We start from the raw sequence: 24,162 nt of genomic DNA, 5'->3' as shown, positions 1-24,162 counted from the left end.
TGGGCAATCCCCGGAATTGCGCCGGACCGGCCGCAGCCGGCCCGGCAGTGTTTAGGGTGAGGCCCGGGCGGGCGTTACGCCCGGGTCAGGGGTGGCGCGGTCAGTTCGACGCGGTGGCGTCGGACACGGCGCTCTGCAGCTTCTCGATCCAGACGGCATCGTCGCCCAGTTCGCCCTGCAAGTAGTCGATCACGGCCGGCTGTGCCTTTTCGGCAAAGGCCTGCAGTTCCTCGGCGGTGGGGGCATAGACCTCCATGCCTTCGTCCTGGACCTTCTTGACGCCTTCGGCCGAGTTCCATTCCTGGATGGAGCGGCCCATGTTGCCGGCGATGATGGCGGCCTTCTGCACGACTTCCTGTTCAGCCGGGGTGAGCGACTGGAAGAAATCGTCGGAGATGACGATGAAGTCGGCGGCATAGACGTGACCGTCGAGGGTCATGTACTTCTGCAGCTTGTGCAGGCCGTTGTTGTAGATCACGCCGACCGGGTTTTCCTGGCCGTCGACGACGCCGGTGGAGAGGGCGTTCGGCAGTTCGGTCCATGCGATCGGGGTGGGTTCACCGCCGAGGCCCTTGACCATCTCGATGTAGAGCGGGATCGGCTGGACGCGGAACTTCAGGCCTTCCATGTCCTCGGGCTTGGTGATCGGGCGGGTGTTGTTGGTGAAGTTGCGGAAGCCGGTTTCACCATAGGCCAGCGTGCGCAGGCCGGTTTCCTCGAGGCAGTGCTCTGCCAGCTCGTCGCCGAAGGGGCCGTCGAGCACTTCCCAGGCGACGGTCGCCGAGGAGAAGGTGTAGGGGATGTCGAGCACGGAAGCTGCGGGGCAGACCTTGGACATGGCGCCGGAGACCAGGGCCACCTGGGTCAGGCCGTCCATGGCCTGCGACACCAGTTCGTCCTCGTTGCCGAGCGAGCCGGCGGGGAAGATCTCGACCTCGAGGTCGGTCTCGCCTTCGACGATGTTCTTGAAGATCTGGGCGGCGGCGCCCTTTTTCGAAGCGGTCCAGTCATCGGGGTCGACGTGGGCGACGCGGATGGTCTGGGCCTGGGCCGAAGCGGCCATGCCGAGCGCCAGCGCGGTGGCGGTGGCCATGGTGGTCAGCTTGAAGTTCATCTGGTTTCCTCCCTAAGTAAACTCTCAGCGTCCTGAAGCAGTGCTTTCTGCCACAGGGGGGGCATCGAAGGCGTCGAAGGTTGCCTTCATGCGGGTTGGGTCGGCGGGCCGACCGGTGAAGAGCTCGAAGGCACGGACCGCCTGGAAGACGGCCATCCCCGAACCCGGAAGCACCTGGCAGCCGCGCGCGCGAGCGGCGCGCAGAAGCTCGGTTTCCAACGGAAAATAAACGATATCCGCAACCCACATGGAAGGGTCAAGCAGTTCAACCGGAAAGGATGTTCCGGGCAGCTTGGCCATACCCATGGGGGTGGCGTTGACGATGCCGTCGGGCCGGTTCGCGGCAACGAGCGCGGCCAGGTCGGTGACGGCCTGGGTGGTGACGCCGGGGCGGTTGGCGGCAACCTGTTCGGCAAGCGCCGCGGCACGGGCCGGATCGACATCGTTGATCGACAGGTGTTTCACGCCGACATCGGCCAGCGCATGGGCCACGGCGACACCGGCGCCACCGGCGCCGATCAGCAGCGCGTGGTCGCGGGTGGCATCGGGCAGGCCGCGCTTGAAGCCTTCGGCAAAGCCCCAGAGGTCGGTGTTGTGGCCATAGCGCTTGCCGTCGCAGAAGACGACTGTGTTCACGGCACCGACCGATCGGGCGTTGTCGGAGAGCTCGTCGAGCAGGCCGATCACCTCGATCTTGAAGGGATAGGTGATGTTGAGCCCGTCGAAGCCCGCGGTCTCGGCCGCGGTCAGGTATTCGGGCAGGCTGTAGGGCGCGACGGAGGCATCGGGATCGAGCAGGCGATAGACCGCCCGCATGCCCTGGGCCTCGGCCTCGGCCATGTGCATGCCGGGGGTGCGCGAGAGGCCGATGCCCTTGCCGACGAGACCAGCCAGCAGCATGTCGCCGCGGCCGCTGAGGCTGCTTGCACCAGTCATGACGATGGAATCCTCCCAGATCCTCCGATTCGATGACTGGAGAATGAACCCGGTGGTTAATTTCGTCAAGCCAATTGAACCGTGCGGTTAAAAGTGCCATTCTGAGGCTGGAGATGACGAGGGGGAGAGCGATGGCGGAGAGCGAACGCAAGCGGCGCGATGCACGGTCCTGGAAGCAGGATCCGGAGGCGGTAAAGGCAGACATCCTGCGCGCGGCGCGCAGCGAATTTGCCGACCGGGGCCTGTCCGGGGCGCGGGTTCAGGATATCGCTGACCGCATAAGCACCTCGAAACGAATGATTTTCTACTACTTTGGCGACAAGGAGGGCCTGTACCGCGCGGTCATGGCCCAGGCCTATGCCAGCGTGCGCCAACAGGAAGCGGAGCTGAACCTGGAGGGGCTGTCGCCCGACGAGGCCCTGCGCAGGCTGGTGGAATTCACCTTCTGGCACCACCGCGAGAACCCCGAGTTCATCCGCCTCGTGATGGTCGAGAACATCCACAACGGGCGCCACATGAAAGGCGATCAGTCGCTGTTCACGGCCAATACGGCGGCCATTGCGCAGCTGGAGAGAATCTGTCGCGCGGGGCTCGAGGCGGGGCTGTTCCGGGAGGATGTCTCGCCGCTGGCACTGCACTGGCAGATCAGCGCCGCGAGCTTTTTCAACATGTCGAACCGGGCGACCTTTTCGGTGAACTTCGGCGAGACGCTGTTCGAGGAAGAGGCGCAGAAGGCGCTCTGTGAACAGGTGACGCGCAGCATTCTCTGCGGTGTGCTGAAGTGACGTGGTGCAGGGCTTGCATCGCGGGCCCCGACACGTTCAGTTGGCGGCGAGAGCCGAGGAGACAGACATGAACACCACCGCCGCGCCGCGCACCGACTATTCCAAGCTGCTGGACGACGAGGTACAGGCCTTCGTCGCGGAGACGCTCTCCTTCTACCCCGACGACCTCGATCCCCATGACTGGGACGCGCAGCGGCGCGTCTACAACGCCATGGCGGCGCATTTTCACCACGGAAGGCCAGCGGGCCTGCCGGTGGAGGACCGCGAGATCGCCGGCGTGCCGGTGCGTGTCTATGGTACGCCCACGGATGTCACGGTGCTCTTTGCCCATGGCGGGGGATTTGTGCTCGGCGGTCTGAACAGCCACGACGATATCTGTGCCGAGATCGCGGCCGCCACGGGCAAGCAGCTGATTTCGGTCGATTTTCGCCTGGCTCCGGAGTATCTGCACCCGGCCGCCTATGACGATTTCGCCGCGGTGGCCGACAGCCTGCGGGCGGACGGGCCGGTGGTCCTGCTGGGAGACAGTGCCGGGGGCGCGCTTTGCTCCTCCTACTGCGGCACCCGGGGCGGGCCCGACCTGCGCGGTCAGGTGCTGGTCTATCCGAGCTGCGGCTATCCGCTCCACGGTGGCAGCTATGACATGCATGCCAATGCGCCGCTGCTGAGCCGGGACGACATGGATGGATATCTCGAGGCCCTCGGGGTGGAGCGGGGCGACGCACGGATGAATGCCTCGAAGGGCGATCTGCGGCGGGTGCCGCCGACCCGCGCCTTTGCCGCGGAATGCGATCCGCTGGCCGATGATTGCTCGCACTATGTGGCCGACCTGCGCAAGGCGGGGGTTGATGCGGCTTGGGTGCTGGACCGGGGGCTTGTGCACGGCTGGCTGCGGGCGCGTCACCAGAGTGCCCGTGCCGCCGAGGCCTATCGTGGAATTGTCGAAGCGGTGAAAGAGTTTACGCGCTGAAGCTTATGTGCCGCGTCAAGTGACGGCAGGGCGTACCTTGCCGATCGGATAGCCATAGGCCTGACGGAAGGCCTTGGAGAGCGCGGGTGCATCGGAATAGCCGCAGCGCAGGGCAATCTCGCGCAGCCCGAAGCGCGTTGAACTGGCCAGATCGCGGGCATGCGACAGGCGCATCGTCTGATAGTAGCGGCCGGGGGCCATGCCGAGCTGGGCCTGGAAGAGCCGGTCGAGGGTGCGGGGCGCGAGGCCGCAGCGCGCGGCAATCTGGGTGAGCGGCAGCGGCGTCTCGATGCTCTCTGCCATCAGGTTGACCACCTGCCGCAGCTGTGCGGAGCCGCGCGCGGAGAGGCGCCCGGGGGCCTGGTCGGGCAGCTGGTCACGCTTGGCGTCATGCAGGAACATGGTCGAGGCCATGAAGGCCTGGGCCTGTCCGAAGCGGTTGCCGATATATTCCAGGATCAGGTCGAGCGAGGTCGAGGCGCCGCCGCTGGTCCAGATGCGGCCCTGCGAGACAAAGCGCTGATCACTGAAATCGACGCGGGGGAAGGCCTCGGCAAAGTCGCGCTGGACGGCCCAGTGCACGGTGGCGGGCTGTTCGTCGAGCAGGCCCGCGGCGGCCAGCAGCCAGGCGCCGGTATCCGCCCCCACGATGACATCGTGCCGCCGGGTGAGGCCGCGCAGGGTGCGCAGCACCTGCGGCGTGTCGGCGTGCTGGCGAAAGCGGTAGCCGGCGACCACCACCAGCAGGTCGCCATCGGGGGCATCGGAGGCCGCGAAATCGGCGGCGATGGACAGCCCCGAAGAGGAGCGCGCCGGCCGGCTGTCGGGGGTGACCACGCACCATTCCACGTCTTCCTGTGCCTGGTCGCGGACGGCCCGCAGGGGCTCCAGCAGGCAGGACAGGACCATGTTCGAGAAACCGTCGAGCAGGAGAAAGGTGACATTGGTCATGCAGGGCCGGCCGTAAAGGTTAAATTTGACGGATATGGATCGGTTTGCGGCAGGATAGGACAAGATCGGGGGCGCGTACCACCCTAGACTGTCGTTTATGGACAATGTCCCCGTGCCCGGCAGGTGGCCCCGTGCCCGATGCCCCGTGTGCGCGGCGGACAGGATCCGGGACGTGACGGCGCCTGCGGGGTGCCGGTGGCCGGCGGGCCTCCGTTCCCGGAAGGAGACAGGCCCGGTGGCGCCATGCGGATACCCGTGCGGCAGAGCCAGTTTTGCCCGGGCAGACAATCAGGAACCCTCCCGCGGTGCGTCGGTGCCGAGGCGCCTCGTGACTGCGGGTCAGACTTACTTCAGGAGCACCCCATGCCTTTGACCATGAACCGCGAGGTCTTCATCACCGCGGCCCTGACCGGATCGGGCGCGACCCAGGACCGGTCGCACCATGTGCCGCGCAGCCCCAAGCAGATCGCCGAGGCCGCCATCGACGCCGCCCACGCGGGCGCCGCGGTGGTGCATTGCCACGTGCGCGATCCCGAAACCGGCGTGCCGTCGCGCGATCCCGCGCTCTACCGCGAGGTGACGGAGCGGATCCGCGAGAGCGAGGTGGACGTGGTGCTGAACCTCACCGCCGGCATGGGCGGCGACATGGTCTTTGGCCCGACGGAACGGCCGCTGCCGCTGAGCGAGGCGGGCACCGACATGGTGGGCGCCAGCGAGCGCATGGTGCATATCGCCGAATGCCTGCCCGAGATCTGCACGCTGGACTGCGGCACGATGAACTTTGCCGAAGCCGATTACGTGATGACCAACACGCCCGGCATGCTGCGCGCCATGGGCGGGATGATGACGGAACTGGGCGTGAAGCCCGAGATCGAGGCCTTTGACACCGGGCACCTGTGGTTTGCGAAGGAACTGGTGAAGGAAGGCGTGCTGAGGGGGCCGGCGCTGGTGCAGCTGTGCATGGGCGTGCCCTGGGGGGCGCCGAACGACATGAACACCTTCATGGCGATGGTGAACAACATTCCCGAGGATTGGACCTGGTCGGCCTTCAGCCTGGGCCGTGACCAGATGCCCTATGTGGCGGCGGCGGTTCTGGCGGGCGGCAACGTGCGCGTGGGCCTGGAGGACAACCTGATGCTGGATCGCGGGGTGCTGGCCACCAATGCGCAGCTGGTGGAGCGGGCGGCGACCATCGCCAGCAACATGGGCGCAAAGGTGATCGGCCCGGAGGCCGTGCGAGAGAAACTCGGCCTGGTGAAGCGCGCGCCCAAGGCGGTGGCAGCATGAAGGCCGCGATCATCGGTGGTGGCGTCATCGGCGGTGGCTGGGCGGCGCGGTTCCTGCTGAACGGCTGGGACGTGGCGGTTTTCGACCCCGATCCTGAGGCCGGGCGCAAGATCGGCGAGGTGATCGCCAATGCCCGCCGGGCGCTGCCGGCGCTCTATGACAAGGCGCTGCCCGTCGAGGGAAAACTGAGCTTTGCCAGCAGCATGGAAGCCGCAGTTGATGCCGCTGACTGGGTGCAGGAGAGTGTGCCGGAACAGCTGGAGATCAAGCACAAGGTGCTGGGGCTGCTGAGCGAGGCGGCGCCCGAGAGCGCGGTGATCGGCAGCTCCACCTCGGGCTTCAAGCCGTCTGAGCTGAACGAAAAGGGCGCGCGCGCGGTCGTGGCGCACCCGTTCAACCCGGTCTATCTGCTGCCGCTGGTGGAGCTGGTGGGGACGCCGGAGCGCTGTGAACGCGCGGCCGAGGTGCTGAAGGGCATCGGCATGTTCCCCCTGACGGTGCGCAAGGAAATCGACGCGCATATCGCGGACCGGCTGCTGGAGGCGGTCTGGCGCGAGAGTCTCTGGCTTGTGAAGGACGGTGTGGCCACGACGGAGGAGATCGACGAGGCGATCCGCATGGCCTTCGGTATCCGATGGGCGCAGATGGGCCTCTTCGAGACCTACCGGATTGCCGGCGGCGAGGCGGGCATGAAGCACTTCATGGCGCAGTTCGGCCCGGCGCTCAGCTGGCCCTGGACCAAGCTGATGGACGTGCCCGAATTCACGCCCGAGCTGGTGGACCTGATCGCCGGACAGTCGGATGCGCAATCCGGGCACATGTCCATCCGCGCGCTGGAACGGCTGCGCGACGACAACCTGGTGGGCATGATGCGGGCGCTGCGGCGCACCGGCAGCGGCGCCGGCGGCGTGCTGACCGGGCACGAGGCGGCGCTGAACCCGGGGGGCGAGCAGGACGGGCTGCCGGTGACGGTGGAACGTCAGGTGCCTGTCACATGGACCGACTACAACGGTCACATGAACGAGACCCATTACCTTGAGGCGGCCAGCCAGGCGACGGATGCCTTCATGGGGCTGATCGGCGCCGATGCGGCCTATATCGCCTCGGGCAAGAGCTATTTTACCGTCGAGAGTCACATCCGCTATATCGACGAGGTTCTGGCCGGCGAGCGCATCCGGATCACCACGCAGGTGCTGCAGGGCGCGGGAAAGAAGATGCATCTGATGCACCGTATTTGGCGCGGCGATGGTCGCATTGCGGCCACGGTGGAGACGCTTCTGCTGCATACTGACCTTGAGACCAGGCGCAGTTCCGCGCCCGAGGGAGCGGTGGCCGAGGCGCTTGCGCGCTATGCCGAGGCCCATGCCGGGATGCCGGCAGAGGAGGCCGGGCGCCACGTGGGCCAGAAACCCGCCGCCCAGCCGGCCCCTGCAGAAGGTTGACGAAGGCCCCCGCGCCGATGTGTGCTTGGTGCGGGACCATTACGTTGCCGGGCGGGAGGGGAGAGTGCGCCGCTTCTGCCCGGAACCGCGCCGTTTACGACGGGCGCCCGCGCTGCTGTCGGGCGGAACGGATCGGTTGGTTTGACGGAAATGTAAATTAACTTACAAAAAGTAAAGAATCAAACAACAGGGACGCAAAAGATGAGCAAAGAAATCGAAAAACTGGCCGCCAGGGCCGCAAGCGGGCGCCTGTCGCGCCGGAGCTTCATGCAGAGTGCGGCTGCCGTGGGCCTGAGCGCCACGGCCGCGAGCACCATGCTGGGCCGTGCCGCGCAGGCCCAGGAAACGCCCAAGGCAGGCGGTACCCTGCGGATGGGCCTGGGGGGCGGACAGAGCACCACGACGCTCGATCCGGCGCTGGCCGCAGACCGCGTGGCCTTCCAGAACCTGCGCGCCTTCGGTGAGCAGCTGATCGAGGTGAACGCCGACGGCAGTCTGAACATGCGCCTGGCCACCGAGATCGAACCCTCGGCCGACGCCACGACCTGGGCCTTTACGATCCGCGACGGTGTGGAGTTCCACAACGGCAAGACGCTGACGCCCGATGACGTGCTGGCGACGCTGCAACGCCATTCCGACGAGGATTCCCAGTCGGGGGCGCTGGGGATCATGAAGGGCATCGCCGGCATGAAGGTGGATGGCAACAAGGTGATCCTGGAGCTGGAACACGCCAACGCCGACCTGCCGTACCTGATGGGCGACTATCACCTGGTGATCCAGCCCGACGGTGGCCGTGAGGACCCGGCGGCAGGCATCGGAACAAATGCCTACAAGGTGGTCGAGAACGAGCCGGGCGTGCGCCAGGTCTTCGAGAAGAACCCGAACTACTGGGATGACAGCCGCGGCCATTTCGACAGCATCGAGATGCTGGTGATCAACGACAGCACGGCGCGCAACTCGGCGCTGCAGTCGGGCCAGGTCGACCTGATCAGCCAGGTGGCACCCCGCGTCGCGGCGCTGCTCGACCGGGCGCCGGGCCTGTCGGTCAAGAATGTCTCGGGACCCGCGCATTACGTCTTCATCATGCATTGCGACACCGCGCCGTTTGACAACAACGACCTGCGCATGGCCCTGAAGCTTGCCATCAACCGCGAGGAGATGGTTGACAAGGTGTTGCGCGGCTATGGCTCCATCGGCAACGACATCCCGATCAACAGCAGCTATCCGCTCTTCGACGAGAGCATCCCGCAGCGGACCTACGACCCTGAAAAGGCCGCGGAATTCTACAAGAAGTCCGGCCATGACGGTTCGCCGATCATCCTGCGGGTGGCCGAGGCAGCCTTCCCGGGCGCGATCGACGCGGCCCAGCTCTACCAGCAGAGCGCCCAGGCTGCCGGCATCCCGCTGCAGATCGAGCGTGAGCCCGACGACGGCTACTGGTCGGATGTCTGGAACAAGGAACCCTTCTGTGCCTCCTACTGGGGCGGTCGCCCGGTGCAGGACCAGATGTATTCCACCGCCTACCTGTCGAGCGCCGACTGGAACGACACCCGTTTCAACAACCCGCGTTTCGACGAGCTGCTGATGGCGGCCCGCGGCGAGCTGGACGAAAGCAAGCGCAAGGCGATGTACAGCGAAATGGCGATGATCCTGCGCGACGAGGGCGGTCTGATCACGCCGATGTTCAACGACTGGGTCGAGGGCGTCAGCGACAAGGTGCAGGGCTGGGAGGCCAATGGCGTGGGCGAGCTGATGAACGGGCTTGCCATCACCAAGTGCTGGTTCAGCTGATCCCGCGATGAGTGTCTTCATCTGGAAACTGGTAGCCCAGCGTATCTTGCTGGGCTTCCTTCTGCTGTTTTTGGTGTCTGTGCTGATTTTCGTTGGGACGCAGCTGCTTCCCGGGGATGTTGCGCAGGCGATCCTGGGTCAGCAGGCGACGCCGCAGGCGCTGGAGAATCTGCGGGCCTCTCTGGGGCTCGATCAGCCTGCGCATGTGCGGTATTTCCAATGGCTGTCGGGGTTGCTGCATGGCGATCTGGGCACCTCTCTGGCGAATGGCCAGGACATCGGGGCGGCGATCAGCGTGCGCCTCGGCAACTCGCTCTTCCTGGCCTTCTGGGCGGCGATCATCTCGGTGCCGCTGGCGATCATCCTGGGCCTGGTCTCGGTGCTCTACCGCAACCGCTGGCCGGACAAGGTGATCTCGGCGGTGACGCTGGCGTCGATTTCGGTGCCGGAGTTCATGCTCAGCTACATCCTGATGTTCTACTTCGCGGTGCAGCTTGGCTGGGCGCCGGCGGTGTCGATGATCAATCCGGGCATGAGCCTGGGCGAGAAGCTGCATGCGATCACGCTGCCGGTGGCGGTGCTGGTGATGGTGGTGCTGGCGCACATGATGCGGATGACGCGGGCGGCGCTGCTGAACGTGATGCAGAGCGCCTATATCGAGACGGCGGAGCTGAAGGGGCTGGGCCGGGCCAAGGTGATCTGGCGCCATGCCTTCCCGAACGCGATCGCGCCGATCGTGAACGTGGTGATGCTGAACATGGCCTACCTGGTGGTGGGTGTCGTGGTGGTGGAGGTTGTCTTCGTCTACCCGGGCATGGGGCAGTACCTGGTGGATCACGTGGCCAAGCGCGACGTGCCGGTGGTGCAGGCCTGCGGGCTGATCTTTGCGGCGATCTACATCGCGCTGAACATCGTGGCCGACATCGTGGCGATCCTTGCGAACCCGCGCCTGCGGCACCCGAAATGAGGCACCCGACATGAGAAAGATACCTCTTCCGGCCCTCCTCGGGCTGATCATCACGGCCGCCTTCTTCCTGATGGCGATCTTTGCCGCGCAGCTGGCGCCCTATGGCTTCAGCGAGGTCGTGGGCGACGTCTGGGAGCCGCCCTCGGCGCAGTTCTGGTTCGGCACCGACAACATCGGCCGCGACCTGCTGAGCCGGCTGATCTACGGCGGGCGCACGACGATCTTCATCGCCACGGCGGCCACCATCCTGAGCTTTGTCACCGGCTCGGTGCTGGGGCTCTTCGCGGCCGTCACCGGCGGCTGGGTGGACCAGCTGCTGTCGCGCTTCGTCGACCTGCTGATGTCGATCCCGACGCTGATCTTCGCGCTTGTGGTGCTCTCGGTGGTGCCGGTGACGGTGCCTGTGCTGATCCTGGTCATGGGGCTTCTGGACAGCACGCGGGTCTACCGTCTGAGCCGGGCCGTTGCGGTGGACATCGAGGTGATGGACTACGTCGAGGCGGCAACGCTGCGGGGCGAGGGGACGGCCTGGATCATCTTCCGGGAAATCCTGCCCAATGCGCTGTCGCCGCTGGTGGCGGAGATGGGCATGCGCTTCATCTTCATGGTGCTCTTCATCTCGACGCTGTCGTTCCTGGGCCTCGGCGTGCAACCGCCGCAGGCGGACTGGGGCGGTATCGTCAAGGAGAACAAGGACGGCATCGTCTACGGCATCCCGGCGGCGCTGCTGCCGGCGGCCTTCACCGCGGCGCTGGCGATCTCGGTCAACCTCGTGGCGGACTGGGTGCTGGACCGCACGTCCTCGCTGAAAGGAGGCCGCTGATGGCTGAACCGCTTCTGAAGATCGAGAACCTGAAGATCGAGGCGACGAGCTATCCGCCGGGCGAGAAGCCGCGCCGGATCACCATCGTTGACGGTGTTTCGCTGAACCTGGACAAGGGTAAGGTGCTTGGCCTGATCGGGGAATCCGGGGCCGGCAAGTCGACCATCGGCCTGTCGTCGATGGGCTATGGCCGCGGCGGCGTCGAGCTGACGGGCGGGCATGTCCTGCTGAACGGGCAGGAGATGCGCGGCGCCTCGGTGAAGCGGTTGCGGCAGCTGCGCGGCGCCGATGTGACCTATGTGGCGCAATCGGCGGCGGCGGCCTTCAACCCGGCGAAGAAGCTGATGGAGCAGGTGATCGAATCCACCCTGCGGCACGGCCGGGCGAGCAAGGCCGAGGCCGAGGCGCGGGCGGTGGATCTGTTCCGCGCGCTCGGCCTGCCCAACCCCGAGAGCTTCGGCAACCGCTATCCGCACCAGGTCTCGGGCGGGCAGCTGCAGCGGGCGATGACCGCCATGGCGCTCTGCCCCAAGCCCGACCTGGTGGTCTTCGACGAGCCCACCACGGCGCTCGACGTGACCACGCAGCTGGGGGTTCTGGCGGCGATCAAGCATGCCATCCGCGAGTTCGGTGTGGCGGCGCTCTACATCACCCACGACCTTGCGGTGGTGGCGCAGATCGCCGACGAGATCATGGTGCTGCGCCACGGGAGGGAGGTGGAGACCGGCCCGACCGACCAGGTGATCAACGCCCCGCGCGAGGACTATACCCGGGCGCTGGTCTCGGTGACCTCGAAGAGCCACGCCGACCGCAATCCCGAGGTGGAGCCGGTGCTGAAGATCGAGGGCATCGCGGCGCGCTATCGCGGCATGAGCCGCGACCTGCTGAAGAACATCGACCTCGAGCTGAAACCGGGCACGACGCTGGCCATCGTGGGCGAGAGCGGCTCTGGCAAGTCGACGCTGGCGCGGGTGATGACGGGGCTGCTGCCGCCGAGCGAGGGACAGATCAGCTTTGCCGGCCGGGTGCTCTCTCCGGCGCTGAAGGGGCGCTCTCGCGAGGATCTGCAGGAGCTGCAGATGATCTACCAGATGGCGGATGTGGCGATGAACCCGCGTCAGACGGTGGGCACGATCATCGGCCGTCCGCTGCAGTTCTACTTTGGCCTGAAGGGCAAGGCGCAGAAGCAGAAGGTGCTGGAGCTGCTCGAGGACATCGAGCTCGATCCGGGCTTCTACGACCGCTATCCCTCCGAGCTCTCGGGCGGGCAGAAGCAGCGGGTCTGCATCGCGCGGGCCCTGGCGGCAAAGCCGAAGCTGATCATCTGCGACGAGGTGACCTCGGCGCTGGACCCGCTGGTGGCCGAGGGGATCCTGGAGCTGCTGGCGCGGATCCAGGCGAAGGAGGACGTGGCCTATGTCTTCATCACCCACGACATCGCGACGGTGCGCGCGATCGCCGACCAGGTGGCGGTGATGCACAAGGGCAAGGTGGTGCGCTATGGCCCCAAGGCCGAGGCCCTGGCGCCGCCCTTCGACGATTACACCGAGCTGCTGCTGAAGTCGGTGCCGGAGATGCGCATCGGCTGGATGGAAGAGGCCCTCGCCGAAGCCGCCGCCGCCGCCCAGGCCGCCGACGGCGACTGAAGGGGCCGGGGCGGGGTGCGCCTGACGAGACCGGGCGCCCCTTGCCGGCGTGGCGCCATCCGTATTTGCAGAAAGATGAAAAGGGCCGCCAGGGAAACCGGGCGGCCCTTTGCCATGGGGGGGGCGCGCTAAAAAAAGCCGCCCGGAAAGGGAGCCGGGCGGCGCAGTCGGGGTAGATGGGGGGGATCACTCGGTCGGGAGCGGGCCTTTCTGCTCGGCGATGATCCGGTATTCCTGGGGCTCGCGGTGACGCGAGAAATCGAAGATCGTCTGGCGGTAGAGCCTAGCCATGTCGAGATCGCAACTGGCGGATATCACCTCGTCACCGGTGGTGACGGCCTGGGCGACGATCTGGCCCGAAGGCGCCACGATCATCGAGTCTCCAATCATGCTTGAGCCTTCCTCGAGCCCGGCCTTGGCGGTGGCCACGACCCATGTGGAGTTCTGGTAGGCACCGGCGGTTACCGAGAGCTGATGGTGGAAGCTGGTCAGGTTGTCGAAGTCGAAATTGCCGGTGTGATCGTTGGGCGTGTTGTAGCCCAGCAGGATGATCTCGGCCCCCTTGAGGGCCATGACACGATAGGTCTCGGCCCAGCGGCGATCGTTGCAGATGGCCATGCCGATGGTGGAGCCCATGGCGCGGAAGACGGGAAAGCCGAGGTTCCCCGGCTTGAAATAGTATTTCTCCAGATGCTGGGCCTGAAGGTGCGGCTGCGGGGCATCCCAGCCGGGAAGGTGGATCTTGCGATACTTGCCGATGATCTTGCCATCGGGGCCCACGAGAACACAGGCATTGTAACGCTGTGTACCGTCAAGTTCGGCGTAGCCCAGATAGAAGCCGATGCCGAGCTCTTCGGCGAGCTCGAAGAGAGGACGGGTTTCGGGGCCGGGCATCTCCCGCTCGAAGAAGGCGTTGATCTCTTCGGGATCGGTCAGGTGCCAGCGCGGGAAGAAGGTGGTGAGGGTCAGCTCGGGAAAGACCACGAGCCGCGCGCCGCGGGCATGGGCCTCTCGCAGCAGCTCCATCAGGCGGGCAACGACCACGGGGCGGCTGTCGGCCCGGGCGATAGGGCCCATCTGGGCCGAGGCGATTGTGATCTTTCGGGTCATGGGCGGCTCCTCAGGGGCGGGGGATCTTGGGGTAGGCGTCGTAGAAGTTGGCGGTGGTGATCCGGCCGATCTCCTCGGCCGTGGTGCCCCGAAGGCTGGCCAGAAGCGCGGCGATATGCGCGATATTGGCTGGCTCGTTGCGCGCCTCGGGGTCGAGCGGCAGGGGAGCCAGGGAGGGCGCGTCTGTCTCGAGCAAGAGGCGGTCGGCGGGCAGGGTTGCTGCAACCTCGCGGATATGGCCGTTGTCGGGGTAGCTGAGCAGGCCCGAGAAGGAGAAATGCGCGCCGAGCGCCACGCAGGTTTCGGCCAGGGGCTGATGGCCGGAGAAGCCGTGCATGAGGATGCGGAACGGGCCTTTCTCGTATTCCTCGGTGAGCATGCGGCCCATGGCCTCGTCCTGTTTCACCGAGTGGATGATCAGGGGCAGGCCGGTGTCGCGCGCCGCGGCGATATGGGCGCGGAAGACCTTGACCTGATTGTCCCAGGTGGCATTGCCAAGGAAGGTATCGAGGCCGCACTCCCCGATGCCCACGACCTTGGGATCCCGGGCCAGTGCCACGAGCTCCTCTGTCGTGACGTCGGCCTCTTCGTCGGCGTGATGCGGCAGGGTGCCGACGGTGCACCATACGTTGGGGTATGCACGGGCGGTGGACAGCACCCGGTCGAAATCGCGCACCCGGATTCCGATGGTGACGAAGGCACCGACGCCGGCATTCGCGGCGCGCGCGAGAACCTGATCGCGGTCCTTGGCAAATTCGTCGAAATCGAGATGAAGATGGCTGTCGATATACATGGAAGGCTCCGAAATCAGGCGGCGCGGGCGCGGCGGAAGGGCAGTCCGAGGGCTGCCGGATCGCGGACCCGGCCCGCGACGCCGATGAGAATGACGATTGTCAGCAGGTAGGGCAACATCAGCAGCACCTGGTAGGGCACGCCGAGGCCGAAATTCTGACCGCGCAGCTGAAGGGCATCGGCGCCGCCGAAGACCATGGCGGCCAGCATCACGCCCAGTGGCGTGCGACGGCCGAGCACGAGGATTGCCAGCGCGATGTAGCCACGGCCGGCCGTCATGTTGTCGAGGAAGAGGCCCGTGGCGGAAAGCGACAGGAAGGCGCCGCCCAGGCCCGCGAGCGCGCCGGACCAGATCACGCAGGTGATGCGGGTGCGGGCGACCGAAATGCCCAGGGTCTCGGCGGCCTGAGGGTGCTCGCCCACGGCGGTGATCGCCGTGCCGGGCGCGGTGCGGGACAGGAAGATCCAGGAGAGCGGCACGAGCGCCAGCGCGAGGTAGACCAGGACCGTCTGATGGAAGAAGAGCGGGCCGATGACGGGAAGGCCGGAGAGGCCCGTAATGTCGAGCGGCGCGAAGGGGGTGATGCGCGGCTGTGTCGTGCCGTTGCCGAAGGCGGCGCGGAAGGCGAAGCTTGTTGCGCCGACGGTGAGCAGGTTGATGGCCACGCCGGTAACCACCTGGTTGGCCGAGAGCACGACCGTGTAGAAGGCGAGAACGAGGCCCAGCACGGCACCCGAAGCCAGGCCCGCGGCCACACCCCACCAGAGGTTGCCCGTCAGGAAGGCCGCGAGAAAGCCGCAGAAGGCGCCGGCAAGCATCATTCCCTCCATGCCGATGTTCATCACGCCTGAGCGTTCGGCATAGATCCCGCCGAGGGCGGCCAGCATGATCGGCACCGAGAGCCGCATTGCGGCCTCGAAGAAGCCGTCGGCGAGCGGGCTGGTGAGCAAGGTGAGAAGGGTGTCCATGTCAGCTCTCCTGTAGCAGGGACTTGCGGCGGGCCTGCCGGTAGAGGTGCATCGTCCATGCCCCGGCGCCACGTCCGATCAGGAAGAGCACGATGATCCCCTGGATGATGGTGGTGACCATGCCGGGCACGCCGGCGCTGCTCTCCATCGTGGTGGCACCGACCTGAAGCGCGGCAAAGAGGATGGCGGCGGCCAGGACGCCGAGGGGGCTGGTGCGGCCCAGCAGCGCGACGATGATGCCGGTATAGCCGTAGCCGGGCGAGAAGTTCTCGATCATCCGGTGCTGGATGCCGACCATCTCGATCATGCCGCCGACGCCGGCGAGGGCGCCGCTGATCAGGAAGGCGGACATGGAAATGGCGGTGACATTCATGCCGGCGTTGAGGGCGGCGCGTGCGTTGAGGCCGGTGACGCGGAGCCGGAAGCCCCAGGTGGTATGCCAGAGCGCCAGGTGCGCCCCGAGCACGGCGATGAGCGCAAGCACGAAGCCCCAGTGCAGGCGCGTGCGGGGGATCAGATCGGGGAACCGGGCTTCGCGACCGAGGCGGTCGGTCTGGGCCATGTAGCCCGAGGCCTCCTGCAAGGCGCCGTGAAGCAGCCAGGAGACGAGGTAGATTGCGATGTAGTTGAGCATGATCGTGGTGATCAGCTCGTTGGCACCAAACCGCAGCTTCATCGCGCCGGCGAGGCCGGACCAGAAGGCGCCGGCGATGGCGGCGGCAAAGAGCATTGCGGGCAGGACGATCCAGGTCTCGCTGCCCTTGAGGGCAAGGCCGGTGGCCGCGGCGGCGGTGGCGCCGAGAAAGAGCTGCCCCTCGGCGCCGAGGTTGAAGGCGCCGCCGCGAAAGGCCAGCGCGACGGCAAGGCCGGCGAAGGTGAGCGGGATCGCCCGCAGGAGCGTTTCGGCAATGGAATTCCAGCTGCCGAAGGCGCCGTCGAGCAGCGCGGCATAGGCGGCCACGGGGCTGGCGCCATAGGCCAGGATGAGAACCGCACCCACGGCCAGAGCGGCGAGGATTGCGGCGGCAATGGTGCCGATACCCTGGCTGGCCAGGAGCGGCGGGGCGGAGGTGTCTGTATCCTCGGAACTCATGCGGGATCTGCCAGTTTCTGGCCCGTCATCAGGGCCCCTAGTCGTTCGGTGGTGAGCTGATCGCGGGTCAGCGTGCCGGCCAGGTGACCGCCGAACATCACGATCACGCGGTCGGCCAGGGCAAAGATCTCGTCGAGCTCGGTCGAGACGAGGATCACGGCGGCGCCGCGCTTGCGCTGTGCCAGAAGCTCGGAATGGACGAAGGCGGTGGCGCCGACATCGAGGCCACGGGTGGGCTGAACGGCAACGATCAGCGAGGGATCGCGCGAGAGCGCACGGCCGAGCACGACCTTCTGCTGGTTCCCGCCGGAGAGCGTCGTGGCCGTCTGGTCCGGGCCGGTGCAGCGCACGTCGTAAGTGCGGATGAGATCGGCGGTGAAGTTGTCTATGGCGGCGCGGTCGATCCAGCCATGACGGGAGAAGGGCGGCTGCGAGATGGTTTCCATCGCGGCATTGTCGGCAATGGGCAGGTCGACGAGGGCGGTGCGCAGGCGATCCTCGGGGATATGCGAGAGGCCGAGGGCGATGCGGGCGCCGGGGCTGGCGCGCGAAATGTCGTGTCCCGTCAGCTCGATGGCGCCGGCGGTGGGGCTGCGCAGGCCGACGAGCGCCGCGGCCAGTTCCTGTTGGCCATTGCCGTCGACACCGGCGACGCCGATGATCTCGCCGGCGCGGGCAGTGAAGCTGACGTCCTTTACCCGGGCGACGCCCTGGTCATCGCTGATGGCGAGGTGCGAGACCCTGAGGGCGAGGGGCGCATCGGCGGGCACCGGCTCGGCCGAGGTGGGCAGGGTCAGCTCTCCGCCGATCATCAGGCGGGCAAGTTCTGCGGCGTCAGTGTCAGCAATGTCGCGGGTGGCGACCATCTTGCCGCGACGCAAAACCGAGACGCGGTCGCTGATCGTGGTGACCTCGTCGAGCTTGTGGGAAATGAAGATCACGGAGGTGCCGGCGGCGCGTAGCATGCGTAGAACGTCGAAGAGACCTTCGACCTCCGACGGGGCCAGCACGGCGGTGGGCTCATCCAGCACCAGGATGCGAGCGCCGCGATAGAGCGCCTTGACGATCTCGACCCGCTGCTGTCCGGCAACGGAGAGATCACCGACCATCGCATGGGGATCGACGGCGAGGCGATATTTCCGGGAGATCTCGGTGATCTCCCGCGATACCTTGCGCATGTCGGGCAGGAAGCGCCCGGCGCGGGGGAGCCCGAGGCAGGCGTTCTGGGCCACGGTCAGGGTGGGGATCAGCATGAAGTGCTGATGCACCATGCCGATGCCCTGGGCAGCGGCGTCCAGCGGTGAGGAGAGATGCACGCGTCGGCCCTCTACCCGGATCTCGCCATGCTGCGGCGTCAGCAGGCCCGACACGACGTTCATCAGGGTGGACTTTCCGGCGCCGTTCTCGCCCAGAAGGGCGTGGATCTCGCCCCGGCCGATGGTCAGGTCGATGGCATCATTGGCGGTGAAATTGCCGAAACGGACGGTGACGCCGCTCAGATCGAGCGCCGCCACCTGTTTGGTCTGTGTCTGTTGCTGAGACATTCGGTTCGGTTACTTCACCATCGAGGTGTCATGGGGGACCGTGAAATCACCGTCCTTGATCTCTTGCACGCGGGTCTGCACGGCCTGGAGAACGGCCGGGTCGACATTGCTGTCGAGACCGTGGAAATCGGCGAGCTTGATCGAGCCCTCCTTGATCCCGTAGGTCCAGTTCCGGCTCTGCCAGGTGCCGTCCTGAACCGATTTGGCGACGTCGACATAGACGGGGCCCAGGTCCCAGAGAACGGAGGTCAGCACGGCATCGGGGCCGAGGTGGTTCTGGTCGGAGACCGCGCCAATGGCGAGCACGCCCTTTTCGTTGGCGGCGTCGATCACGCCGACGGCCTGAGCCGAGAGCACGTCCGCGCCCTGTTCGACCTGCGCGATGGCCGCTTCCTTGGTCTTGGGCGGGTCGAACCACGAACCGATCCAGGTCAGCAGCACGGTGATATCGGGGTCGACCTCCTTCGCGCCTTCTTCCCAGGCGTGGTAGTTGGCCAGCATGTTGGGTGCGGGGTTACCGCCGACCCAGCCGATGACGCCGGATTTCGACGCGCCGGCCGCGAGCATCCCGGTAAGATAGGCACCCTGGTAATCGGGGTTGTCGTAGGTGCCGACGTTCGGGGCGAGTTCCTGCGCCGTGCCGGCCAGGAACATGACATCGGGGTAATCCTCTGCGGCGGCGAGGGTGGCATCGCCGTAGGAGAAGGAATGCGCGATGATCAGGTCATAGCCGCGCTGAGCATAGTCGCGGATCACGCGTTCGGCGTCTGCGTCGGTGACGTTCTCGGAATAGGCGACGTCGAGGCCGAGCTGGTCCTTGACCTGCATCAGGCCGTTGTAGCCACCGGCATTCCAGTCGTTGTCGGTGATCGGGCCAGGCAGGATCAGCGCGACCTTGACCGCGTCATCTTCCTGCGCCCGGAGCGCGCCGGGCAGGAGGGTCGTGGCGACAACAAGTGCCGTCAGCGCCATCCGGGCCAGAGCCGCGAGGGTTCTGCGGGGGGTGGGCATCGTGGTTGGATCCTCTGTTGGTGGTGACCCGTCCCGCGGGTGTACGCCCGGGAATTCAGCGATGCGTACGGTATGCAGGCGGGTCTGTGCGCCACAGGTTGCAGTGTTTTTTCCGAACGTCTAGAATTTTTCAGTATTGAAAACTTTTGTTCCGACTATCGGCAGGCAGAAGCGCGCAGAACCGGGCAGACTGTCTGTTTTGCGCGCAGCTTTGGCAGGTCCTCGCGATCTGCGGCAGCACGCGGGGGCGTTTATGACCAGGCAAGAGGATCAGGAGGCGACTGGCGCCCCGGGGCAGGGCGACTCGGGTGCGACGGGCGCGGGGCGAAGCCTGGCGGCGATGCGCCGGCTGAATGGTTGGACGCTGAGCGAGGTGTCGAGGCGGACGGGCGTGTCGATTTCGACCCTGTCCAAGATCGAGAACAACCAGACCCAGCCGGCCTACAGCGTGCTGGTGCGGTTGGCCGAGGGGTTGCAGATCGATTTCGGTGCCCTGATTGGCGGTGCCCCGGTGCGGCCGCCCAGCGGGGCGCGCGCGGTGACAAGGGCGGGCAAGGGCCGGTTCTACGGGACCGAAATGGGCACCTACGAGGCACTGGCCACGGAGCTTGCCGACAAGGTCTTTGAGCCGATGATCGTTGAAATCCCCGTTGATGGCCGGGTGCCGGGCGCGGTGCGCAGCGCCCATAGGGGCGAGGAATTCTTCTATGTGCTGGAGGGAGCGGTGACCTTTGACATGGACCCCTATGCGCCGCTCGATCTGGAGCGCGGGGACTCGGTCTATTTCGACGGCTCGGCGAGCCATGGATTTACCGCCCGCAACGATGCGCCGGCGCGGATCCTGTCGATTTGCCGGATGCCAGGGGGAACCGGCGCGAACAGATAGGGGCGGCGCGATGGCCGCCCCATACATGGGAGCCCGTGGGGATCAGACCTCGACTTCGACCGTGCCGATGGGATGCGAGCAGCAGGCCAGCACGTAGCCTTCCTCGATATCCTCGTCGGTGATGCCGCCGTTGTGCACCATGTGCACCTGGCCGGACTTCTTCTTGATCTTGCAGGTGCCGCAGACCCCGAAGGTACAGCCCGAGGGAATGTTGAGGCCGGCGCTGCGTGCCGCCCCCAGGATCGTGTCGGTCTCTGCGCAGGTCGCGGTGACGCCCGACTCGGCAAAGATGACTTCGGCCCTGGTTTCCTCGTCGGGGATGACGTCGCCCTCGGCCGGATCCTCGGCATGGTCTGCCGTGGGCGCCTGGAAGCTCTCCTGGTGGTAATGCTCCATGTCGAAGCCGAGCCCCTGCAGCGCTTCGCGCACGGCCTGCATGAAGGGTTCGGGACCACAGCAGAAGACCTCGCGCTCGAGGTAGTCGGGCGCGATCAGGCCCAGCATCAGCTGGTTGAACATGCCTTCGTAGCCGGCCCAGGGGCGGAAACGGTCGCTTTCCTCGACCACCCATTTCAGTTTCAGCTTGTCTGTGCGCGAGGCCATGTGCTCGAGCGTTTCGCGGAAGATGATCTCGGACGGGCGCCTGGCGCAGTTGACGAAGACGATGTCGGAGGGGCGGCCGGTGTCGTAGAACCAGGTGGTCATCGACTTCATCGGCGTGATGCCGGACCCGGCAGAAATGAAGAGGTACTTCTCGGCCCGGTGATGGTGGCTGGTGAAGGTGCCGCCGGGGGCGGTGCTCTTCAGCTTCATGCCGGGTTTCAGGTTGTCCAGCATCCAGCGCGTTCCGATGGAATTTGCCTGAGCCTTGACGGTGATCGTCAGGCAGAGCGGGCGCGAGGGTGTGGAGGAGATGGTATAGGTGCGATAGAACGGGCCGCCCGGCACCGGCAGTTCGAGGGTGACGAACTGACCGGGCAGGTAGGAGAACAGCGACTTGTCCTCGGCCGCGAAGCTGAAGGTCACGACGTCGGGGGCCTCGGGCAGGACCGCGACGCATTCCAGCGGCGCGGTCCCGTCCCAGGTGCTGATCGGTTGGGCGAGAGCGGAATTCGGCGACTTCATTCGGCTGCGATCCGGACGGGGCTGATGCGCTTGGTCAGGGTGTTGCAGTACCAGTCGACGAATTGCAGGACGCCGTCCTCATGGCTGGCCGAATAGGGTCCGGGCTCGTAGGCGGGCGAATTGATGCCCTGCTGGTTGTCCTCGACGACCTGGCGGTCTTCGTCGTTGGTGTGGATCCAGACCTCGGTCAGGCGATCAAGATCATAGTCGACGCCTTCGACGGCATCCTTGTGCACCAGCCAAGTGGTCTGAACCTGGGTTTCGGTGGGGCTGATAGGGGTCACGCGGAAGGTGATCGAATGATCCGACAGGAAGTGGTTCCAGGTCGTAGGGTAATGGAATTTCAGCAGCGTGCCGGCGTCGAGGAAGGGCACGCGACCGAGGCGTTTCTGCACTGCGATCTTGCCGTTCATCGTATAGCTCTCGGCGCCGTCGAGCAGCGGCATGCGGGCCAGGCGGTACTGGCCATCGGTGGCCATGGTGAAGCGCGAGGGCGCGCCGCCGCCCTCGAGACGCTGGAAATGGGCCTCGACCTTGGGGGGGAAGGTGCCGTCCTGAGAGACGCCAGTGATCGTGGGGTCCTCGGGGTAGGTGCGGCAGAGGGAAGGATGGTTGCCCGCGCAGTGGTAGCACTCGCGGTTGTTTTCCCAGACCAGTTTCCAGTTGCCGTTTTCGACAATGGTCGATTGATGCGCGACCTTGGCCTCGCTCAGGTCGTGCACGCCGAGGTAGGGGGCGGCGGTTTCGGCGAAGGCGTCGAAGTCAGGCGCGTTCTCGGCCAGGCAGATGTAGACGAGGCCCGAAAGCTCGCGGCAATGCACCGGCTTCAGACCGTGTTTCGAGGCGTCGAAATCCGGGCCCATGTCGCGCGCCCAGAGCAGGCGGCCGTCGAGCTCGTAGGTCCACTGGTGATAGGGGCAAACCAGCTTGGGTACGTGGCCGGCGGCGGATTTGCAGATGATCGAACCCCGGTGGCGGCAGGTGTTGTGGAAGGCACGGATGACATCGTCCTGACCGCGCACGATCGCCACGCTGTAGGCTCCCACGCGGTGGGTGACATAGCTGCCCTTTTTCGGCAGGGCGCATGCGGCGGTGACAAACAGCCAGTCGGTGTAGAAGAACTGCTGCATGTCGAGATCGAAGATGTCGGGATCGGTATAGAAGGGCTGCTCGAGGGAATGCCCCGGTTTGCGCCTGCTGAGGAGGTCTTGCGCTTTGGCCGCTGCGTCCATGGCCGTTCTCCGTATACGGGGCTTTGCCCGTTGGCTGACAGGGGCGGCGGTGTTGCGGAACGTCAGGCCGGTGGAGACCGGAAGCTTGCCTGCGCCCGCGCCAAGCGCCGCGGTGGGGTCGGTGACCGGGAGAACTTCGAGAGAAGAACAGCATTTTCAATGCGTTGCCCTACCTGTCGGATCGTTTTCCGACATGGGCATTTCCGCAAGACCTGCGCGTTCCATCCCTGAAGTGCCGCAGCGGATGGGAGACCCGCGCGACGTGTCACGGCCCGGGGGCCACACCCGACACTTGAACTCATTCTAGAGACGGCGGCGAGAATCAGAATTCTGTTTGCGACATGACGCCACGCGAAACAGACCTATCGCCCCGGGGGCGGAAAGCGACCCGAGGGTCGAGGATGACAAAGGGGCGGATGCGCCGCGAATCGTGGGGGCGCGGCGGTGCGGCGATTTGCGGCCCGGCCCGGTTGCGATGTGCATCCGGACTCATGGGGCCGATACTAATTTTCTGATCGGCCATGATTTTTCGGGTGGGTAGCCGGTTTTCGTTTACTTCCACGGTGGCGCAGGCCAGCACAAGATGTAGCGGCAGGTCCCGTGCGGGGAGGCCGAGAGACGATTTCGATCTTGGGAGGAACAGAGGATGAAGGCGCTGGTTCTGGAGGAAAAGGGCAAGCTGTCGCTGCGGGACTTCGACATTGCGGCGACGCTGGGCCCCAAGGATGTGCGCATCCGGATCCATACCGTGGGGATCTGCGGTTCCGACGTGCATTATTATACCCATGGAAAGATCGGCCACTTCGTCGTCAACGAGCCGATGGTTCTGGGGCATGAGGCGGCCGGCGTGGTGATCGAATGCGGCGCCGAAGTGACCCAGTTGGCACCTGGTGACCGGGTCTGCATGGAGCCGGGCATTCCCGATCCCACCTCGCGGGCCTCCAAGTTGGGGATCTACAACGTGGATCCTGCGGTGCGTTTCTGGGCGACGCCGCCGGTGCATGGGTGCCTGATGCCCGAAGTGATCCACCCGGCTGCCTTTACCTACAAGTTGCCGGACAGCGTTAGCTTTGCCGAAGGCGCGATGGTCGAACCCTTTGCCATCGGCATGCAGGCGGCCCTGCGGGCACGCATCCAGCCAGGAGACATCGCCGTGGTCAGCGGCGCCGGGCCGATCGGCATGATGGTGGCGCTTGCCGCGCTTGCAGGCGGATGTGCGAAGGTGATCGTCACCGACCTGGCGCAACCGAAACTGGATATCATCGGGGCCTATGATGGCATCGAGACGGTCAACATTCGCGAAACACCAGCCGCCGGTGCGATAGCTGCGGCGACCGATGGCTGGGGCGCCGATGTCGTTTTCGAATGTTCCGGCGCGGCGCCGGCAATCCTGGGCATGGCCGACCTGGCCCGTCCCGGGGGGACCATCGTGCTTGTCGGCATGCCGGTCGATCCGGTGCCGGTCGATATCGTTGGCCTGCAGGCCAAGGAGCTGCGTGTGGAGACGGTCTTCCGCTATGCGAACGTCTATGACCGCGCGATTGCGCTCATGGGGTCCGGCAAGGTTGATCTGAAGCCGCTGATTTCAGATACAATCCCCTTCGAGGAGAGTATCGCCGGGTTCGATCGCGCTGTCGAGGCGCGCGACACCGACGTGAAACTGCAGATCAGGATGCCGGAGTAAGCGC

Annotated in this window: 21 protein-coding genes; 10 read left to right on the top strand and 11 right to left on the bottom strand. The window is 65.9% G+C overall.

Annotated elements, in window-relative coordinates; genetic code table 11:
* Nucleotides 1–100: 100 nt before the first annotated feature.
* Together dctP and AC0WR5_RS10605 are read right to left on the bottom strand one after the other, a co-directional pair.
* Nucleotides 101–1,114, bottom strand: coding sequence for a TRAP transporter substrate-binding protein DctP (gene dctP, locus AC0WR5_RS10610; RefSeq protein WP_475863006.1), 1,014 nt, complete (start codon nt 1,112–1,114; stop codon nt 101–103).
* 24 nt (nt 1,115–1,138) lie between these two features.
* The gene (locus tag AC0WR5_RS10605) at nt 1,139–2,050 is read right to left on the bottom strand and encodes a shikimate dehydrogenase (RefSeq protein ID WP_475863005.1); all 912 of its coding nucleotides are present in this window, start codon (nt 2,048–2,050) and stop codon (nt 1,139–1,141) included.
* A gap of 131 nt (nt 2,051–2,181) precedes the next feature.
* Between AC0WR5_RS10605 and AC0WR5_RS10600 the strand changes: the two genes are divergently transcribed.
* Together AC0WR5_RS10600 and AC0WR5_RS10595 are read left to right on the top strand one after the other, a co-directional pair.
* Nucleotides 2,182–2,835 (top strand): TetR/AcrR family transcriptional regulator, encoded by a 654-nt coding sequence (locus tag AC0WR5_RS10600; protein ID WP_475863004.1) that lies wholly within the window; start codon nt 2,182–2,184, stop codon nt 2,833–2,835.
* A 67-nt stretch (nt 2,836–2,902) separates the two neighbouring features.
* Nucleotides 2,903–3,805: an alpha/beta hydrolase fold domain-containing protein gene (locus AC0WR5_RS10595; RefSeq protein ID WP_475863003.1), complete on the top strand. Its 903-nt coding sequence runs from the start codon at nt 2,903–2,905 to the stop codon at nt 3,803–3,805.
* A gap of 15 nt (nt 3,806–3,820) precedes the next feature.
* On the opposite strand, the gene AC0WR5_RS10590 is transcribed toward AC0WR5_RS10595, so the two are convergent.
* On the bottom strand, nt 3,821–4,756 hold the full coding sequence (locus tag AC0WR5_RS10590; protein ID WP_475863002.1) for a GlxA family transcriptional regulator: 936 nt from the start codon (nt 4,754–4,756) through the stop codon (nt 3,821–3,823).
* Between the two features lie 363 nt (nt 4,757–5,119).
* On the opposite strand from AC0WR5_RS10590, the gene bcoG reads away from it, so the two are divergent.
* From bcoG to AC0WR5_RS10560, 6 genes are all read left to right on the top strand, one after another.
* The gene (gene bcoG, locus AC0WR5_RS10585; protein ID WP_475863001.1) at nt 5,120–6,043 is read left to right on the top strand and encodes a 3-dehydrocarnitine:acetyl-CoA trimethylamine transferase BcoG; all 924 of its coding nucleotides are present in this window, start codon (nt 5,120–5,122) and stop codon (nt 6,041–6,043) included.
* The gene (locus AC0WR5_RS10580) at nt 6,040–7,485 is read left to right on the top strand and encodes a carnitine 3-dehydrogenase (RefSeq protein ID WP_475863000.1); all 1,446 of its coding nucleotides are present in this window, start codon (nt 6,040–6,042) and stop codon (nt 7,483–7,485) included. The genes bcoG and AC0WR5_RS10580 overlap by 4 nt, the downstream gene beginning before the upstream one ends.
* A 201-nt stretch (nt 7,486–7,686) precedes the next feature.
* A complete protein-coding gene (locus AC0WR5_RS10575) occupies nt 7,687–9,276 on the top strand; it encodes an ABC transporter substrate-binding protein (protein WP_475862999.1) in 1,590 nt (529 codons plus the stop codon).
* A gap of 7 nt (nt 9,277–9,283) precedes the next feature.
* Nucleotides 9,284–10,243 carry an ABC transporter permease gene (locus AC0WR5_RS10570; RefSeq protein WP_475862998.1) on the top strand — a complete coding sequence of 320 codons (960 nt, stop codon included), beginning with the start codon at nt 9,284–9,286 and terminating at the stop codon, nt 10,241–10,243.
* Between the two features lie 10 nt (nt 10,244–10,253).
* Entirely contained in the window at nt 10,254–11,066 is an 813-nt protein-coding gene (locus tag AC0WR5_RS10565; RefSeq protein ID WP_475862997.1) for an ABC transporter permease, read from the top strand.
* The gene (locus AC0WR5_RS10560; RefSeq protein ID WP_475862996.1) at nt 11,066–12,712 is read left to right on the top strand and encodes an ABC transporter ATP-binding protein; all 1,647 of its coding nucleotides are present in this window, start codon (nt 11,066–11,068) and stop codon (nt 12,710–12,712) included. Before AC0WR5_RS10565 ends, AC0WR5_RS10560 begins: the two co-directional genes overlap by 1 nt.
* A 186-nt stretch (nt 12,713–12,898) precedes the next feature.
* Here AC0WR5_RS10560 and AC0WR5_RS10555 read toward each other — a convergent pair whose 3' ends face one another.
* Genes AC0WR5_RS10555 through AC0WR5_RS10530 form a run of 6 tightly spaced genes read right to left on the bottom strand, consistent with a single transcriptional unit; the run spans nt 12,899 to nt 19,231 of the window.
* On the bottom strand, nt 12,899–13,822 hold the full coding sequence (locus AC0WR5_RS10555; protein WP_475862995.1) for an N-carbamoyl-D-amino-acid hydrolase: 924 nt from the start codon (nt 13,820–13,822) through the stop codon (nt 12,899–12,901).
* A gap of 10 nt (nt 13,823–13,832) precedes the next feature.
* The gene (locus tag AC0WR5_RS10550; protein ID WP_475862994.1) at nt 13,833–14,615 is read right to left on the bottom strand and encodes a TatD family hydrolase; all 783 of its coding nucleotides are present in this window, start codon (nt 14,613–14,615) and stop codon (nt 13,833–13,835) included.
* A 14-nt stretch (nt 14,616–14,629) separates the two neighbouring features.
* Nucleotides 14,630–15,583, bottom strand: a complete 954-nt coding sequence (locus tag AC0WR5_RS10545) for an ABC transporter permease (protein WP_475862993.1) — start codon at nt 15,581–15,583, stop codon at nt 14,630–14,632.
* Nucleotide 15,584: 1 nt separating this feature from the next.
* The gene (locus AC0WR5_RS10540) at nt 15,585–16,676 is read right to left on the bottom strand and encodes an ABC transporter permease (RefSeq protein WP_475862992.1); all 1,092 of its coding nucleotides are present in this window, start codon (nt 16,674–16,676) and stop codon (nt 15,585–15,587) included.
* The gene (locus AC0WR5_RS10535) at nt 16,673–18,220 is read right to left on the bottom strand and encodes an ABC transporter ATP-binding protein (RefSeq protein WP_475862991.1); all 1,548 of its coding nucleotides are present in this window, start codon (nt 18,218–18,220) and stop codon (nt 16,673–16,675) included. The genes AC0WR5_RS10540 and AC0WR5_RS10535 overlap by 4 nt, the downstream gene beginning before the upstream one ends.
* Before the next feature lie 9 nt (nt 18,221–18,229).
* A complete protein-coding gene (locus AC0WR5_RS10530) occupies nt 18,230–19,231 on the bottom strand; it encodes a BMP family protein (RefSeq protein WP_475862990.1) in 1,002 nt (333 codons plus the stop codon).
* 253 nt (nt 19,232–19,484) lie between these two features.
* Here AC0WR5_RS10530 and AC0WR5_RS10525 point away from each other — a divergent pair, with 253 nt between their 5' ends.
* The gene (locus AC0WR5_RS10525) at nt 19,485–20,117 is read left to right on the top strand and encodes a helix-turn-helix domain-containing protein (protein WP_475862989.1); all 633 of its coding nucleotides are present in this window, start codon (nt 19,485–19,487) and stop codon (nt 20,115–20,117) included.
* 42 nt (nt 20,118–20,159) lie between these two features.
* Here AC0WR5_RS10525 and AC0WR5_RS10520 read toward each other — a convergent pair whose 3' ends face one another.
* The gene (locus AC0WR5_RS10520; protein ID WP_475862988.1) at nt 20,160–21,242 is read right to left on the bottom strand and encodes an FAD-binding oxidoreductase; all 1,083 of its coding nucleotides are present in this window, start codon (nt 21,240–21,242) and stop codon (nt 20,160–20,162) included.
* Complete coding sequence (locus tag AC0WR5_RS10515) at nt 21,239–22,474, bottom strand: aromatic ring-hydroxylating oxygenase subunit alpha (RefSeq protein WP_475862987.1); 1,236 nt, start codon at nt 22,472–22,474, stop codon at nt 21,239–21,241. Before AC0WR5_RS10515 ends, AC0WR5_RS10520 begins: the two co-directional genes overlap by 4 nt.
* Nucleotides 22,475–23,120: 646 nt before the next feature.
* On the opposite strand from AC0WR5_RS10515, the gene AC0WR5_RS10510 reads away from it, so the two are divergent.
* Nucleotides 23,121–24,158, top strand: coding sequence for an NAD(P)-dependent alcohol dehydrogenase (locus tag AC0WR5_RS10510; protein WP_475862986.1), 1,038 nt, complete (start codon nt 23,121–23,123; stop codon nt 24,156–24,158).
* The last annotated feature ends 4 nt before the right edge of the window (nt 24,159–24,162 follow it).

The organism is Pseudooceanicola sp. DL12, from assembly GCF_056270665.1.
The sequence above is the reverse complement of the archived record's forward strand: the minus strand, read 5'-3'. Positions and strand labels throughout refer to the sequence as shown.

What these genes read in the sequence shown, in the direction of transcription:
- AC0WR5_RS10510 (WP_475862986.1), top strand. Translation starts at nt 23,121, where the DNA reads ATGAAGGCGCTGGTTCTGGAGGAAAAGGGCAAGCTGTCGCTGCGGGAC.
- AC0WR5_RS10530 (WP_475862990.1), bottom strand. Translation starts at nt 19,231, where the DNA reads ATGCCCACCCCCCGCAGAACCCTCGCGGCTCTGGCCCGGATGGCGCTG.
- AC0WR5_RS10595 (WP_475863003.1), top strand. Translation starts at nt 2,903, where the DNA reads ATGAACACCACCGCCGCGCCGCGCACCGACTATTCCAAGCTGCTGGAC.
- AC0WR5_RS10565 (WP_475862997.1), top strand. Translation starts at nt 10,254, where the DNA reads ATGAGAAAGATACCTCTTCCGGCCCTCCTCGGGCTGATCATCACGGCC.
- AC0WR5_RS10555 (WP_475862995.1), bottom strand. Translation starts at nt 13,822, where the DNA reads ATGACCCGAAAGATCACAATCGCCTCGGCCCAGATGGGCCCTATCGCC.
- AC0WR5_RS10570 (WP_475862998.1), top strand. Translation starts at nt 9,284, where the DNA reads ATGAGTGTCTTCATCTGGAAACTGGTAGCCCAGCGTATCTTGCTGGGC.
- AC0WR5_RS10540 (WP_475862992.1), bottom strand. Translation starts at nt 16,676, where the DNA reads ATGAGTTCCGAGGATACAGACACCTCCGCCCCGCCGCTCCTGGCCAGC.
- AC0WR5_RS10605 (WP_475863005.1), bottom strand. Translation starts at nt 2,050, where the DNA reads ATGACTGGTGCAAGCAGCCTCAGCGGCCGCGGCGACATGCTGCTGGCT.
- AC0WR5_RS10515 (WP_475862987.1), bottom strand. Translation starts at nt 22,474, where the DNA reads ATGGACGCAGCGGCCAAAGCGCAAGACCTCCTCAGCAGGCGCAAACCG.
- AC0WR5_RS10590 (WP_475863002.1), bottom strand. Translation starts at nt 4,756, where the DNA reads ATGACCAATGTCACCTTTCTCCTGCTCGACGGTTTCTCGAACATGGTC.
- AC0WR5_RS10525 (WP_475862989.1), top strand. Translation starts at nt 19,485, where the DNA reads ATGACCAGGCAAGAGGATCAGGAGGCGACTGGCGCCCCGGGGCAGGGC.
- AC0WR5_RS10545 (WP_475862993.1), bottom strand. Translation starts at nt 15,583, where the DNA reads ATGGACACCCTTCTCACCTTGCTCACCAGCCCGCTCGCCGACGGCTTC.
- AC0WR5_RS10580 (WP_475863000.1), top strand. Translation starts at nt 6,040, where the DNA reads ATGAAGGCCGCGATCATCGGTGGTGGCGTCATCGGCGGTGGCTGGGCG.
- AC0WR5_RS10535 (WP_475862991.1), bottom strand. Translation starts at nt 18,220, where the DNA reads ATGTCTCAGCAACAGACACAGACCAAACAGGTGGCGGCGCTCGATCTG.
- bcoG (WP_475863001.1), top strand. Translation starts at nt 5,120, where the DNA reads ATGCCTTTGACCATGAACCGCGAGGTCTTCATCACCGCGGCCCTGACC.
- AC0WR5_RS10560 (WP_475862996.1), top strand. Translation starts at nt 11,066, where the DNA reads ATGGCTGAACCGCTTCTGAAGATCGAGAACCTGAAGATCGAGGCGACG.
- AC0WR5_RS10520 (WP_475862988.1), bottom strand. Translation starts at nt 21,242, where the DNA reads ATGAAGTCGCCGAATTCCGCTCTCGCCCAACCGATCAGCACCTGGGAC.
- AC0WR5_RS10600 (WP_475863004.1), top strand. Translation starts at nt 2,182, where the DNA reads ATGGCGGAGAGCGAACGCAAGCGGCGCGATGCACGGTCCTGGAAGCAG.
- AC0WR5_RS10550 (WP_475862994.1), bottom strand. Translation starts at nt 14,615, where the DNA reads ATGTATATCGACAGCCATCTTCATCTCGATTTCGACGAATTTGCCAAG.
- dctP (WP_475863006.1), bottom strand. Translation starts at nt 1,114, where the DNA reads ATGAACTTCAAGCTGACCACCATGGCCACCGCCACCGCGCTGGCGCTC.
- AC0WR5_RS10575 (WP_475862999.1), top strand. Translation starts at nt 7,687, where the DNA reads ATGAGCAAAGAAATCGAAAAACTGGCCGCCAGGGCCGCAAGCGGGCGC.